This window comes from Amycolatopsis albidoflavus, from assembly GCF_039525725.1.
GTDB classification, from domain to species: domain Bacteria; phylum Actinomycetota; class Actinomycetes; order Mycobacteriales; family Pseudonocardiaceae; genus Amycolatopsis; species Amycolatopsis albidoflava.
Map to the genome: position 1 here is coordinate 726,855 of NZ_BAAAHV010000012.1, position 13,901 is coordinate 740,755.

The 13,901-nt window shown below is 68.2% G+C and carries 10 protein-coding genes; 5 read left to right on the forward strand and 5 right to left on the reverse strand.

Annotation, left to right across the window (positions count from 1 at the left end):
• Positions 1–31: 31 nt before the first annotated feature.
• On the reverse strand, positions 32–1,870 hold the full coding sequence (cysC, locus tag ABD156_RS21610; protein ID WP_344276380.1) for an adenylyl-sulfate kinase: 1,839 nt from the start codon (positions 1,868–1,870) through the stop codon (positions 32–34).
• Positions 1,870–2,787 carry a sulfate adenylyltransferase subunit CysD gene (gene cysD, locus ABD156_RS21615; protein WP_344276382.1) on the reverse strand — a complete coding sequence of 306 codons (918 nt, stop codon included), beginning with the start codon at positions 2,785–2,787 and terminating at the stop codon, positions 1,870–1,872. Before cysD ends, cysC begins: the two co-directional genes overlap by 1 nt.
• Positions 2,788–2,869: 82 nt before the next feature.
• Between cysD and ABD156_RS21620 the strand changes: the two genes are divergently transcribed.
• On the forward strand, positions 2,870–3,343 hold the full coding sequence (locus ABD156_RS21620; protein WP_344276384.1) for a nuclear transport factor 2 family protein: 474 nt from the start codon (positions 2,870–2,872) through the stop codon (positions 3,341–3,343).
• A gap of 100 nt (positions 3,344–3,443) precedes the next feature.
• Here the strand turns inward: ABD156_RS21620 and ABD156_RS21625 are convergent, their stop codons facing one another.
• Positions 3,444–4,325 carry a helix-turn-helix domain-containing protein gene (locus tag ABD156_RS21625; protein WP_344276387.1) on the reverse strand — a complete coding sequence of 294 codons (882 nt, stop codon included), beginning with the start codon at positions 4,323–4,325 and terminating at the stop codon, positions 3,444–3,446.
• A gap of 87 nt (positions 4,326–4,412) precedes the next feature.
• Here ABD156_RS21625 and ABD156_RS21630 point away from each other — a divergent pair, with 87 nt between their 5' ends.
• From ABD156_RS21630 to ABD156_RS21645, 4 genes are all read left to right on the forward strand, one after another.
• A complete protein-coding gene (locus ABD156_RS21630; protein ID WP_344276390.1) occupies positions 4,413–5,582 on the forward strand; it encodes a hypothetical protein in 1,170 nt (389 codons plus the stop codon).
• A gap of 4 nt (positions 5,583–5,586) precedes the next feature.
• Positions 5,587–6,366 (forward strand): SDR family oxidoreductase, encoded by a 780-nt coding sequence (locus ABD156_RS21635; RefSeq protein WP_344276393.1) that lies wholly within the window; start codon positions 5,587–5,589, stop codon positions 6,364–6,366.
• 10 nt (positions 6,367–6,376) lie between these two features.
• Positions 6,377–7,537 carry a sulfotransferase family protein gene (locus ABD156_RS21640; RefSeq protein ID WP_344276396.1) on the forward strand — a complete coding sequence of 387 codons (1,161 nt, stop codon included), beginning with the start codon at positions 6,377–6,379 and terminating at the stop codon, positions 7,535–7,537.
• A 94-nt stretch (positions 7,538–7,631) separates the two neighbouring features.
• Complete coding sequence (locus tag ABD156_RS21645) at positions 7,632–8,279, forward strand: hypothetical protein (RefSeq protein WP_344276399.1); 648 nt, start codon at positions 7,632–7,634, stop codon at positions 8,277–8,279.
• 6 nt (positions 8,280–8,285) lie between these two features.
• On the opposite strand, the gene ABD156_RS21650 is transcribed toward ABD156_RS21645, so the two are convergent.
• Both ABD156_RS21650 and ABD156_RS21655 read right to left on the reverse strand, forming a co-directional pair.
• The gene (locus ABD156_RS21650) at positions 8,286–8,831 is read right to left on the reverse strand and encodes an AAA family ATPase (protein ID WP_344276402.1); all 546 of its coding nucleotides are present in this window, start codon (positions 8,829–8,831) and stop codon (positions 8,286–8,288) included.
• Positions 8,832–8,875: 44 nt separating this feature from the next.
• The gene (locus ABD156_RS21655; RefSeq protein WP_344276405.1) at positions 8,876–13,825 is read right to left on the reverse strand and encodes a DUF7927 domain-containing protein; all 4,950 of its coding nucleotides are present in this window, start codon (positions 13,823–13,825) and stop codon (positions 8,876–8,878) included.
• Positions 13,826–13,901 lie beyond the last annotated feature (76 nt).

Here is a 13,901-nt window from a genome sequence, read left to right on the forward strand (position 1 = left end):
CCGTACGAATGGATCCTGCGCCGCCCGGAGGTCAGTCGAGCGCGGCGAGAACCAATGCGGCCATCGCCACCGGGTCACCGTTTTCCGGGCGCAGCACGAGATCCGGCGACGCGGGCCGTTCGTACGGCGCGTCCACTCCGGTGAATCCGGTGATCTCGCCTGAGCGCGCCTTGGCGTACATGCCCTTCGGATCGCGGTCCTCGCACACTTCGAGCGGGGTGTCGACGAAGACTTCCAGAAACGGCAAACCCGCGGTTTCGTGCACGGCCCGCGCGAGTTCGCGGTCAGCCTGATACGGGCTGATCAACGACACGACCGCCACCACTCCGGCGTCGGCGAACAGCTTGGCGACCTCCGCGACGCGGCGGATGTTCTCGGCCCGCTGTTCCGGGGCGAACCCGAGGTCGCCGTTGAGGCCGTGCCGGAGGTTGTCCCCGTCCAGCAGGTAGGCGGGGCGGCCCGAGGCGACCAGCCGGCGCTCCAGCTCCACCGCCACGCTCGACTTGCCCGAGGCGGACAGCCCGGTGAGCCAGACGGTGCGGCCGCGGGTCGCGCGTTCGTCCCGCGACACCGCCGCCGGATGCCAGACCACGTTCGGCGCCGTCGCGCTCGGGCCGGTGATCATGCCCGCCGCGACGGTGTCCCCGGAATGTTCGTCGACCAGGAGGAAGCCGCCGGTCGGCTTGTTGCGGAGGTAGGGGTCGAACAGCAGCGGCTGTCGCGTGCGCAGCCGGATCCGGCCGATCTCGTTCAGCGACAACGATTCCGCGGCCTCGTCGCGGTGCAGGGTGGTGACGTCCAGCCGGTAGTCGAGCGCGCGGACCTCGGCCCTGGTCTCGCGGGTGGTGTGCCGGACCAGATAGTTCGCGCCCGGAGCGAGCGCGGCCTGTTCGGAGAACCAGCACACCATGGCGTCGACGTCCTGGCCGACATACGGGCGGTTGCCCGGGCGGCAGATCAGGTCGCCGCGGCTGAGGTCCAGTTCGTCGGCGAGTTCGATGGTGACCGCCAGCGAGGCGAACGCCTCCGGCACCTCGACTCCGCCGGGACCCCAGATCGCGCGGACGGTCGTGGTGAACCCCGACGGCAGCACCGTCACCTCGTCGCCTGGCTTGAACACGCCTCCGGCCACCGTTCCGGCGTAACCGCGGAAGTCCCGGCTGTGTTCGCGAATCACGTATTGCACCGGAAAACGCGCGTCGACGAGGTTGCGATCCGAAGCGACGTGCACCTGTTCGAGGTGGTGCAACAGCGAAGTGCCCTCGTACCACGGCATGCTCGCGCCCCGGTGCACCACGTTGTCGCCGTGCAGCGCGGACATCGGCACAAAAGTCAGATCAGGGGTTTGCAATTTCATCGCGAACCGGCGGAAGTCCTCGCGGATTTCCTCGAACCGTTCCTGCGACCAGTCGACCAGGTCCATTTTGTTCACGCACACCACCAGGTGCCGGATGCCCAGCAGGCTGGCGAGGAACGCGTGCCGGCGCGACTGTTCGAGCACGCCCTTGCGCGCGTCGACCAGGATCAGCGCGACGTCCGAAGTGGACGCTCCGGTGACCATGTTCCGGGTGTACTGCACGTGTCCCGGGGTGTCGGCGATGATGAACTTCCGCTTGGGCGTGGCGAAATACCGGTGCGCGACATCGATGGTGATGCCCTGTTCGCGTTCCGCGCGCAGGCCGTCGGTCAGCAGCGCGAGGTCCGGATACGCGTCGCCCCGGTCCCGGCTGGTGCGCTCGATCGCTTCGAGCTGGTCGGTGAACACCGTCTTCGAATCGAACAGCAACCGCCCGATCAGGGTCGATTTCCCGTCGTCCACGCTGCCCGCGGTGGCGAGCCGCACCGTCGTGACCCGGTCCCCGGCGCCCATCAGAAGTAGCCTTCCTTCTTGCGGTCTTCCATCCCCGCCTCGGAAATCCGGTCGTCGGCCCGGGTCGCGCCGCGTTCGGTGACCCGCGTCGCGGCGACCTCGGCCACCACTTCCGCGGGCGAGGAAGCGGTCGACTCGACGCAGCCGGTGCAGGTCGCGTCCCCGATCGTGCGGAAGCGAACCGTTGCCGGATAAGGCACTTCGCCCTCTCCGACGGTCAGGAACCGGGTGTCCGCGAGCAGCATCCCGTCCCGCTGGACCACCGGCCGCCGGTGCGCGTAGTACAGCGACGGCAAGGTCACGTCTTCTGCTTCGACGTACTGCCAGATGTCCAGCTCGGTCCAGTTCGACAACGGGAACACCCGGATGTGCTCGCCCTTGCGATGCCTGCCGTTGTACAGATTCCACAGTTCCGGACGCTGCCGCCGCGGATCCCATTGCCCGAATTCGTCGCGGAAGCTGAACACGCGCTCCTTGGCCCGGGCCTTCTCCTCGTCGCGCCGCGCGCCGCCGAACACCGCGTCGAAGCCGTTCTCGCGAATGCCGCGCAGCAAGGTCGCCGTCTGGAGCCGGTTCCGGCCCGCCTTGGGGTCTTCGACGGTCCGGCCCGCGTCGATGTCGTCCTGGACGCTCGCGACCACCATCCGCAACCCGTAGCGCTCGACGATCTCGTCGCGGAACCGGATCACTTCGTCGAAGTTGTGCCCGGTGTCGACGTGCATGACCGGGAACGGCAGCGGCGCGGGCCAGAACGCTTTCGCCGCGACGTGCAGCATCACCATCGAGTCTTTCCCGCCGGAGAACAGCAGCACCGGCCGCTCGAAGGTCGCCGCGACCTCGCGGAAGACATGCACGGCTTCGGCTTCGAGCGCACCGAGGTGGCTCAGCTCGTAGGCCGGGGGTGCCTGGGTCGCCATCGGATCCGCCCTTCCGGGGTTCGAGGACAGAAAAGTAGAACAGGTTCTTGCGCTGGGTCAAGCGGCGGAGGACGCTGAGCGCATGGATCTGGCCGCACTCGAAGAAATCCGCCGCGTGAAATTCCGCTACCTCCGGTGCCTCGACCTGAAGCGCTGGGACGAGATGGCGGAGACGCTGACCGCCGACGCGCGCGTGCACTACGGCACGCCCTCCTACGGCGAACCGCTGAACTTCGACAACCGCGACGCGCTCATGGAATTCCTGCGCACCACCGTCGGCCCCGGAATCACGACGATGCACTTCGCCGGCCACCCGGAAATCGAGATCGACGGCGACACCGCGACCGGGCGATGGATGTTCCAGGACAAGGTGATCGTCGCCGAGCACCGCGTGGTGATCGAGGGAGCCGCGTACTACGAGGACACCTACCGGCGCGAGGACGGCGCCTGGCGGATCAGCAGCACGGGGTATGAGCGGCTGTACGAGACGCTGGTGTCGATGAAGGACCAGCCGGGGTGGAAGCTGACGGCGAACATGTGGGGCCAGCCCGCCTGACCGGAGCGGTCAACGGAGCCGTTCGGCGCCTTTCCGCAGTCCGTGAGGGGAACCCTGCGGGAATCAGAGTCCCTCAGGGTTCCCCTCACGGACGTGCGGCTCAGCCAGGGCGGTGCCCGCCAGCCTCCGCTGTGACGGCATCCGCGATCGCGGCCAGCGCCGCGCCTCGGCGAGCGATCTCCGCACCGGTGATCGGCTCGCCGACCGAGAGCGTCAGCACCAGCTCCTGCCGCCCCGACGCGTCGAAAGTCGGGGCGGCGAGCAGGCTCACCGCGTGTTTCTTCCGCGGCTCGAGATCCGCGCCGAGGTACACCCGCTCCCCCAGGCTCGACACCAGTTCGCCGACCAGTCCCCGCACCTCGGGCGGGAGATCGCCCGCCGCCACGCCTGCCATCAGCGTGTAGAGCCGACGGCCCGCCGACGTCAGGCTTTCCACCAGATACCCGTGTTCCCGGCACTCGGCGACCACGCGCCGCAGGTACGCCTCGTCCAGCCGCACCGGCACCGCGGGCGGCGTCGCGAGCCAGGCGTCGAAGGCGGATTCGGCGTCCCACAGCACGTACATCAGCCCGACCGGCGGCGCGAACGGGTACGTCTCGCCGAGCCGCACCTTGCCCGGCCCGGCGCTCTGCAGCATCAGGATGCGCCCGTCGACCACGGCCGACGCGGTGCACGTCGCCTGGTACCGGGCGCTGAGTTCTTCCAGGTGGGTGCGGGCGATTTCGCTGGCGCCGAAACCCTCGGAGGCCGCGCGGCCGGCCGCGATCATCGCCGGTCCCAGGCGATAGGTCGTCGACCGGGGATCGCGGACCACGTAGCCGCTCGCGGTCAGCTCGGTCAGGATGCCGAGGCAGGTCGGCTTGCTCAGGCCCAGTTCGCGCGCGAGCGCGGACAGCCCGAACCGCTGCCCCGGCCGGGCCGCGAAATAATCCAGCAGCCGCACGACGCGTTCGGTCGGCGGCGAGCGCCGGGTAACCGCCATTGACCCATCCTTAGAACGCGTTCTAGTCTCAACCAACACCGAACGTACCACCCCGGTACAGAGTTGGACCAGTGTGAGGAGTCTCCGGTGCTGACCGAACCGCTCGCCGGCGCGATCGCCGAAGCCGAAAAGATCATCGCCGAGGCGCCGCACGTCCGGACCGAACAGGACCTGGTCGAGGGTTACGACTACCTCGCGGGCAGCATCCGGGCCTCGGTCCAGACGGCCTGGGCCTACGACCGCGACTTCCCGTACTTCACCCTGTCCACCGGCCCGTACACGAAAATGGGCCTCGACAACCCGGACACCCTGTACTTCAACGCGAACATCCGCGAGGACCGCGAGTACGTCGTCACCGGCACCCGCGGCACCACCGCCGACCTGAGCTTCCAGATCCTCAACGGCGACTACACGCCGGTCGAGGTGCCCGACAGCATGACCGCGTTCGACGACCGCGACATCCCGATCGCCGCCGACGGCTCCTTCGAGATCCGCTTCGGCCCGGCGAAACGCGACCCCGAGCCCGGTTACTTCGTGCTCGGTCCCGGCTCGTCCATGCTCGTCGTGCGCGAGGTCTACAGCGACTGGGCGACCGAGCAGCGCGGCACGATCCAGCTCCGCTGCGCGGACACCACCGGTCAGGCACCGCCGGCGCTGTCGCGCACCGCGATGGAGAAACGCTACGGCGTCACCGGAAAGATCCTGCTCAGCCGGATCCGGACGTTCCTCGCCTTCCCCAAGTGGTTCTACCTGAACCTGCCGGTGAACACGATGACCGAACCGCGCAGCACGCCCGGCGGCCTGCCCACCCAGTACTCCTCGGCCGGGCATTACGAACTCGCCGACGACGAGGTCATGATCGTCACCGTGCCCCGATCGGACGCGCCGTACCAGGGCATCCAGCTCGGCAGCCCGTGGTACATCTCGCTGGACTACCTCAACCACCAGACCAGCCTCACCGCCGACCAGGCCCGCGTCGACCCGGACGGCAAGATGCGGTTCGTCATCAGCGAACGCGACCCCGGCGTCGCGAACTGGCTCGAACGCACCGGGCACGACCGCGGCTACGTCCAGATCCGCTGGCAGCGGCTTTCCCGGGAACTGACCACCGAGGACGGTCCGGAGGTCGAGGTCGTGAAGTTCGGCGAACTCGCCGACCGGCTGCCCTTCCACAAGGAGGCCCGCGTAACCCCTGAGGAATGGGCAGAGCGGACCGCCGCGCGACAGGCCGCGATCGCGGCCAGGATGCTGGGCTGAATTCATGGACCTCCTTGCCGGCAAAGTCGTTCTCGTGTCCGGAATCGGCCCGGGCCTTGGCCGCTCGATCGCGTTGCGGTCTGCCGCGGCCGGCGCCGACGTCGTCCTCGCGGCCCGCACCGAATCCCGGCTCGCCGAAGTCAAAGCCGAGGTCGAAGCGCTCGGCAGGCGCGCCGTCTCGGTGCCCACCGACATCACCGACGACGCCTCGGCGACCAAGCTCGTCGAAACCGCGTTGAGCGAGTTCGGCCGGGTGGATACCTTGGTGAACAACGCTTTCGCCATTCCGCCGATCACCGATCTCGCCGAAGTCGACCTCGACGCCGTCCGCGCCGGTTTCGAAACCAACGTGCTCGCCGCGCTCCGGCTGACCCGGCTCTGCACCGCCGCGCTGGCCGAGAGCGCCGGTTCGGTCGTGATGATCAACTCGGCCGTGCTGCGGCATTCGCGGCGCACCTTCGGCGCGTACAAAATGGCCAAGGCGAGTTTGCTGGCGCTCGCGCAGAGCCTGGCGTCGGAACTCGGGCCGCGCGGAATCCGGGTCAATTCCGTCGCCCCGGGCTACATCTGGGCGGATTCGCTCAAGTGGTATTTCGCTTACCTGGCCAAGGAACGCGGCGTGCCCGCGGAGCAGGTGTACCAGGAAACGGCGGAGACGATCGACCTGCGCCGCCTCCCGGAACCGGACGAGATCGCCGACACCGTCGTGTTCCTCGCGTCCGCGCTGGCCCGCTGCGTCACCGGGCAATGCCTCGACGTGAACGCCGGCGAATACCATCACTGAGGGGAAGATCATGCGTCCAGGACGAGACAGCGTCGGCACGGTCGAAGACCTCCACGCGTCCGCCACGAAGCTCACCGGCCTCGACGATTTCGGCGGCGACGAGTACCTCGAAGGCCTGCGCGTGCTGCTCGATTCCTATGCCGGCGAAGCGGATTTGACGCCGTACGGCAACAAAGTCCACCGTGCTTTCCTGCGCGGCGCGCTGGTCGCACGGCTGCTGAGCGAAGCTTCGTGGAAGCAGAATCCGCAGTACGCCGACGTACCGATCGAGCGGCCGATCTTCGTCACCGGACTGCCGCGCACCGGGACGACCGCGCTGCACCGGCTGCTGACCGAAGACCCGGCCCACCAAGGTCTCGAAGTGTGGCTGACCGAAATGCCGCAGCCGCGCCCGCCGCGCGAAACCTGGGCGGAAAACCCGGTGTTCCAAGCGATTCAGGCCGGCTACGAGCAGCACCACGTCGAGCATCCCGAGTTCATGGGCCTGCACCACATGTCGGCGGACCAGGTCGAGGAATGCTGGCAACTGCTGCGGCAGTCGCTGAAATCCGTTTCGTACGAATGCCTCGCGCACGTGCCCGGCTATTCGCGCTGGCTCGACGGACAGGACTGGACCGACGCCTACCGCAGGCACCGGCGCAACCTCCAGCTCATCGGCCTCCCCGACGCCGGACGGCGCTGGGTGCTCAAGAACCCGAGCCACCTGTTCGCGCTCGACGCGCTGATGGAGGTCTACCCCGACGCGCTGGTCGTGCAGACTCATCGCGCGCCCAGCACCATCATCGCGTCAGTGTGCAGCCTCACCGAGCAGGCTTCGGAAGGCTGGTCGGACACTTTCCGCGGCGAGGTCGTCGGACGCAGTCAGCTCGATCTGTGGGCGCGCGGCGCGGAACAGTTCGCCGCCGCTCGCGCCCGGCACAACCCCGCACAGTTCTGCGACGTCCGGTACGAGGACTTCGTCGCGGATCCGATCGGCACCGTCGAGGGCGTCTACCAGCACTTCGGCCTCGACCTCGCCCCGCAGGCGCGCGAAGCGATGACCAAGTTGCACGAGCGGAGCCGCACCGGGGACGCGAAACCGAAGCACCGCTACGATCTCGCCGACTTCGGCCTGACCGCCGGGGAGGTCGACGAGCGGTTCGCCGGATACCGCGGCGCGCACCGAAGTTGAAGCCGTTTCGAGACCGGCATCTTCGGCGAACCGGCCACGCCGGCCGGGGCCGCCCCCTAGGATCTGCCCGACGTTCCTTGAGCGGAGAGCAGGTATGACGACCTTCACCAGCACGATCCTCCAGATCCTCCCGCAGGCGTTGCTGCTGATCGTGGGGCTGTTCGGCCTGATCCTCTCGATCGGGCGGCGCTCGCGCGGCGGCTCCGGGCTGATGGTGGCCGCCTTCGCGGTCATGCTCGTCACCACGGCGCTGAACATCGCCTGGCAGCTCATGCTGACGAACGTGGCGTCCTGGATGGCGTCCGATCACCTGAGCAGCGACGAGATGTCGACGATCTTCCTGGCCGTGGGCATCCCGCTCAGCCTTCTCGAGGTGCTGTCGTGGCTGCTCGTCGTGCTCGCGGTCGCGAAGGGCGGCCGCGCGCCGCAGCCCGGCTTCGCGCCGGGCGGGTACCCGATGGGCGGGCAGCCCGGGATCGCTCCGCAGACCGGTTACGGCCAGCCCGGGTATCCGCAGACCGGCTACGCGCAGCCTGGTTATCCGCAGCCGGGTCAGCCTGTTCAACCGGGTCAGCCTCAGCCTGGTCAGCCGCAGCCCGGTTACCCCGCGCCGGAGCCCGGTCAGCAGTCCGGCTACTTCCAGCAGCAGCCCGGCTACCCCCAGCCGGAACAGCCTGGTTACTCCCAGCCCGAGCCACCTCAGCCCCACCCGGGCGAAGGCCCGCAGCAACCGCCGAACTGACGCCGGTCAGACCACCGCTTCAGCCTCGGCCCGGGCGAGAATCTCGTCGACAGTCTCCTCGACGGTCAGCTCAGAGGTGTCCAGCCACAGCCCGACATGCGGGGTCTCCTCGCGGAGGTACGCGTCCAGCCCGGCGATGCCCGTGTCGCCCGGCTGGTACGCGATCTTCCCCCGCGCCGCCTGCCGAGCCGCGTCGCGCTGCTCCACCACCGCGGCGCTGGGCGCGAGAACCACGACATAACAGGGCCGCGTGCGAAGCGCGTCGACCATTTCCGTCAGGTGTTCGCCGAGCACGATGTCCTGCAGCACCACGGTGAACCCGGCGTCGGCGTACCCGTCCGCGGCCTGTGCCGCGAGCGCGTGCCGGAGCCGAAGCTGCCGGATCGCCTCGGCGGGCGGGTCGGCCGGGCCCATTTCGACCCGGCCGTTGACCACCATCCGCCGGAACGCGTCCCCGCGGACGTGCACGGATTTCGGCAACCGCTCGGCGAGCGCCTGCGCCACCGTCGACTTGCCCGCCGCTTGGATTCCGGTCACCACGAAGATCGTCACGTCCGGGAACCCTGCCTCCTTCTTCGGCGGCCCGCCAACGATTTTCAGCCTCGTTGCCTGCGCCGCCGGGTGGCAACCAGCAGCGCGAAGCCGGTGAGCAAGCTGAACAGCGAGCCGGACAAGAGATCCCACAACGGTGTGCCGGTCGAGGCCAGCAGCGGTGTCCCCGGCGGACCGGTCGGCGGAATCCCCGGAGCCGGCGGTTTCACCGGAGTGTCGGTGGAACAACCAGGCTCGGCTCCGGTGACGCAACTGGTTCCCGGGTTAGCGGAGACCACCACGTTGCGCAGATGGCTCCCGGCAGCGGCCTCGGGTTTGACTGTGATCGAATACGTGACCGTGACGGTCTGGCCGACCGCGAGCGTCCCGTGCCAGGTCAGCCGTGAGCCGCTCTCGTCGACGGTTCCGCTGGTGGCCTTGGCGTCCTGGTTGTAGGCGGCGTCGTCCAGAACGTCGGAGAGATCGTCGACGAACGCCGCGTCCGGATAGGCGGTGGAGCCGGTGTTGGCGATACCGACGGTGTAGGTGACCTTCTCCCCCGGTTTCGCCGTCGCCACGCCTGCTCGCTTGGTGATGGTCATGGCTCGCACCGGAGTTTCCGTGCCGCAAGCCGGGTCTCGAGTCAGGCAGTTCGTGTCGTCCGGACTCGTGACCGCGTTGCGCAGGATCTTGTCGCCCCGCGGCGGCTCTCCGACGGTGACCGAATACCGGATGACGACCTGCGCACCCGCCTCGACGGGTCCGGTCCACTGCAGACGCGGGGTTTGGTAGCGGACGGTTCCAGCGGTCGCCGCGGCGTCTCCGTTGTAGGCGGCATCGTCCAGGACTCCGGACAGGTTGTCGGTGAACTGTGCGTGCGGTTGCGGCGCCTCGCCGGTATTGCGCACGGTGACGGTGTAGGTGACCTTCCCGCCCGGTTCAGCGATCGCGGGGTCGGCGGTTTTGGTGATCCGCAGGTGCGGCTTCGGCAGCACGACGCGACAGTCCGGGTCGGTCGAGCCCTCCGGGCAGTTCGACCCGTTTCCGGTGACGGTGTTGACGAGCCGGTGGTCGCCGGCGTTGGTGACGATGACGGAGTAGGTGATTTTCGCGGTGGCGCCCTTGGCCAGATCACCGGTCCAGGTCAGGTTCGGCGGCGCGACGGCGACCGTGCCGGTGTCCGCTTTGGCGTCGTTGTCGTAGGTCGCGTCGTCGAGGACGCCCGCGAGATTGTCCGTGATCGACGCCGCCCGGTAATCAGCCTCGCCAACGTTCTCGACGGTGATCGTGTAGCTGACCCGATCGCCGGTCTTGATCTCGGCTGGGGTCGCGGTCTTCGTGATCTTCAGCGCGGGCAACGGTGTGACCGTCCCACAGTCCGGATCGTGACCGCCCGGCGGACAATCGCCGCCGGTCACCGCGTTGACCAACTTCTTGTCGCCGGTCGGCGGGTTGTGCACGGTCACGGTGTACGTGATCGTCACCGTCGCACCCGCCTCGACATCGCCGCTCCACGTCAGTTTTGGTGCGGCATAAGCAGTTGTGCCGCTAGTCGCGCGAACGTCATTGTTATAACTCGCGTCATCAAGAACACCACTCAGATCATCCACGGCGGTCGCACCGCGGTAAGCGGCCTCGCCGTCGTTGGCAACCAGGACCGTATACGTCACGGTGTCGCCAGGCCGTGGGTTCGACGGGGCCGCGGTTTTCTTGACGTGCAGCGCAGGCAACGGCGTCACCGTCCCGCAATCCGGATCATGCCCACCCGGCGGACAATCGCCACCGGTCACCGCGTTGACCAACTTCTTGTCCCCGGTGGGCGGGTTGTGCACGGTGACGGTGTAGGTGATCGTCACCGTCGCACCCGCCTCAACGTCGCCGCTCCACGTCAGTTTCGGTGCGGCATAAGCAGTCGTGCCACTCGTCGCCCGAACATCGTTGTTATAACTCGCATCATCAAGAACACCAGTCAGATCATCCGCGACGGTCGCACCGCGGTAGCCAGCCTTGCCATCGTTCGCGACCAGGACCGTATACGTCACCGTGTCGCCAGGCCGTGGGTTCGACGGGCTCACGCTCTTCTTGACGTGCAGCCGAGCGACCGGGGTCACCGTCCCGCAGTCCGGTTCCGTGTTGCCGGGCGGGCAGTTGGAGTCGGGCGGACCGGTGATCGCGTTGCGGAGTTCGCTGTCGCCGGCGTGCGTGACGGTGACCGAATAGGTGATGGTCGCGGTCGCACCAGCAGGCAGGTCGGCGGTCCACGTCAAAGTGGGTTCGGCGTAGGTGACACTGCCCGAGCTGGCGCTGGCGTCCTGGTTGTAGGTCGCGTCGTCCAGGACGCGGCTCAGGTCGTCAGTGAACCGCGCACCTCGATAGGTTGCGGTGCCTGGGTTTCGCGCGGTCACCGTGTAGGTCACCTTGTCGCCGGGCTGAGCCGTCGCGGGTGACGCGGTCTTCGACAACTCGAGGGCGCCGATGCCAGTGTCAGTGCCGCAGTTCGGGTCGGTATTGCCGGGCGGGCACGTCGAACCGTCGGGTCCGGTGACGAGGTTGCGCAGCCGTTTGTCGCCACCGGGCGGGCTGCCGACAGTGACGGAATAGCGCACGGTCACCGTTGCACCAGCCGGGACGTCGCCGGTCCAGTGCAATCGCGAGGCCGCGAAGGAGGTGATACCCGAGGTGGCCGTCGCGTCGTTGTTCCACGTCGCGTCGTCGAGCACGCCGGAGAGATCATCGGTGAACGACGCTCCGGGATAGCCGGCCTCGCCGGTGTTCCGCACGCTCACGGTGTAACTGACGCGCTCGCCGGGTTTCGCGTCCGTCTTGTCCGCGGTTTTCTTGATTTCGAGTGCGCCGATCGGGGTTTCAGTCGCACAGTCCGTGCTTTTCGGCGGGCAGTTCGATCCTTCCGGGCCGGTCACGGTGTTGCGCAGTTTGTGGTCCCCGCGCGGCGGCGAGTGCACGGTGACCGTGTAGCGGATGGTGACAGTCTGGGCGGCGGGAACGTCGCCGGTCCAGGTCAGTTTCGCGGTGTTCGGGTCGTATCCCGGCTGGGTCGGCGCGGGAGTGCCGCCGAGGGTGGCGGCGGCATTGTTGTTGTAGGCGGCGTCGTCGATCACGCCGGTGAGATCGTCGGTCAGAGTGACCGCGGACGCCGCCGCGCCGCCGATGTTCTCGGCGGTGATCGTATACGTGACGGTGTCGCCCGGCTTCGCGGTGGCGGGCGAGGCCGATTTCCGGATCACCAAGCCGGAAATCGGTTCGTCCGTGGTGCACGACGGGTCCGTGCCACAGTTCGAACCGTCCGGGCCGGCTACCCGGTTGGTCAGCCGGCGGTTTCCGCGCGGCGGGTCGGCGACCGTCACCGTGTACGTGATGGTGACCGTGGCACCCGCCGCGACGTCGCCGGTCCAGTGCAGCGCGCGGCCTGGGTCGTAGGTAATCGTGCCGGATCCGGTGGCGCGCGCGTCGTTGTTGTAGGTGGCGTCGTCGAGGACGTCGGTCAGATCGTCGGTGACCTGCGCTGCTGGCCAATCAGCCTGGCCGTCGTTGGTCACAGTGACCGTGTACGAGACGACGCTCCCTGGGCTCGGCTTGGCGGGCGACGCGTGCTTCGCGATCATCAAAGTGGCGATCGGCACGACCGTCGAACACGCCGGATCCTTCGACGGTTCAGCACAGTTGCTTTCCGGGACCGTCACGACGTTGGTCAGCTTTTTGTCCCCGCCGGGCGGTTTTCCGACGGTCACCGAGTAAGTCATCGTGACGGTGTCGCCCGGCGCGATCGCGCCCGTCCAGGTCAGCTTGCTGCCGGCGTAGGCCGGCTGGGTCGGGGTCGGCGCGCCGCCGGTCGTGGTGGCCGCGTCGTTGTTGTACGCGGCGTCGTCGAGGACTGCGCTCAGGTCGTCGGTCAGCCTCGCCGCCGGGGCGGGAGCGTCGCCCTCGTTGGCGATCGTCACCGTGTACCGCACGGTGTCCCCCGCCTTCGCCGACTGCTCGCTGGCGGTCTTGCGCACGACGAGCCGGGAGGTCAGGTTCGGCGCGATCGAGCAGCTGGCCAGGTCGGTGATCGGCCAGGAGCCGCCGGATTCGGACGTGATCCGGCCGACCTGGTTGTCCTGGGCGTTGCCGCCGGGCACGAGCGTCGAGGCGCCGGTTTTCGGGTCCACTTTGTACAGTGCGCCGCCGTAGTAGCCCAGGTAGATCGAACCGTGGAAGTAGGCCATTCCGTAGTTGTTGAACCCGTTGCTCGACCCCGGCCCGACGACGTGCACCGCCTGGGTCGTGGTCCCGGTCGCCGGGTCAAGCCGGTACACGTAGGTCGAACCGCCGTAGGAAATCCCGTAGTACGCGCCGCCGTCGGCGTCCACGAACAGGTCGGGCACCAGCGATCCGCCGAGGAAAACCGGATCGTTCGACGGGACCGGCGTGAGGTTCGAGCCCCTGGTCCAGACGGTCGTCGCGCCGGTCGCCAGGTTCATCCCGAACAGCTTCGGCGCGCCGCCGTTCTGCGCGCCGAAGAGCATCCCGGTGTTCGGGTCCGCGGTGATGCCGCCCCAGTTCACCCCGGCGGGCAGGTCGCGGGTCTGGCCGGCCGCGATCTCGTCGGTGGCCCGGTCCGTTCCGGAAACGTGTTTGTACAGCTTCCGGTTCGCGCTCGTGTAACTGGAATAGAACGCCGCCGGACGGCCGGTGTCGGGATCCTTGCCGAGCGCCATATTGGTCGACCAGTAATCCGGCAGGCCGCCGCCGGCCCGTTTGCTGATCACCGTGTTCTGGATCTCGGCGTCCCCGGCGGCGTCGGTGCGGAACTGCATGCCCGAGCGGAAATTGCTGTAATAAAGATGGTCGCAGTCGAATGCGGACGGACTCTGCTCTCCTTCCACCGGCCACGTCTGCGCTGACGCGGGAGCCGCACCGCCGACGACCACGCCCGATACGGCGACCGCCGTCACGAGAACCTGCACGGCTAACCGCCGGACCGCTTTCCCGCTCCCACCCGCCCAGCGCACCATGATCGCATCGAATCAACGCGCACCCCGGCCGACAACTCGAAAGCGCGGCGGGGCGCACAAGTCACCCGCTTGAGTT

Excerpts from the sequence above, each read along its gene's own strand:
- cysC (WP_344276380.1), bottom strand. The coding sequence starts at position 1,870 with ATGGGCGCCGGGGACCGGGTCACGACGGTGCGGCTCGCCACCGCGGGC.
- cysD (WP_344276382.1), bottom strand. The coding sequence starts at position 2,787 with ATGGCGACCCAGGCACCCCCGGCCTACGAGCTGAGCCACCTCGGTGCG.
- ABD156_RS21620 (WP_344276384.1), top strand. The coding sequence starts at position 2,870 with ATGGATCTGGCCGCACTCGAAGAAATCCGCCGCGTGAAATTCCGCTAC.
- ABD156_RS21625 (WP_344276387.1), bottom strand. The coding sequence starts at position 4,325 with ATGGCGGTTACCCGGCGCTCGCCGCCGACCGAACGCGTCGTGCGGCTG.
- ABD156_RS21635 (WP_344276393.1), top strand. The coding sequence starts at position 5,587 with ATGGACCTCCTTGCCGGCAAAGTCGTTCTCGTGTCCGGAATCGGCCCG.
- ABD156_RS21640 (WP_344276396.1), top strand. The coding sequence starts at position 6,377 with ATGCGTCCAGGACGAGACAGCGTCGGCACGGTCGAAGACCTCCACGCG.
- ABD156_RS21645 (WP_344276399.1), top strand. The coding sequence starts at position 7,632 with ATGACGACCTTCACCAGCACGATCCTCCAGATCCTCCCGCAGGCGTTG.
- ABD156_RS21655 (WP_344276405.1), bottom strand. The coding sequence starts at position 13,825 with ATGGTGCGCTGGGCGGGTGGGAGCGGGAAAGCGGTCCGGCGGTTAGCC.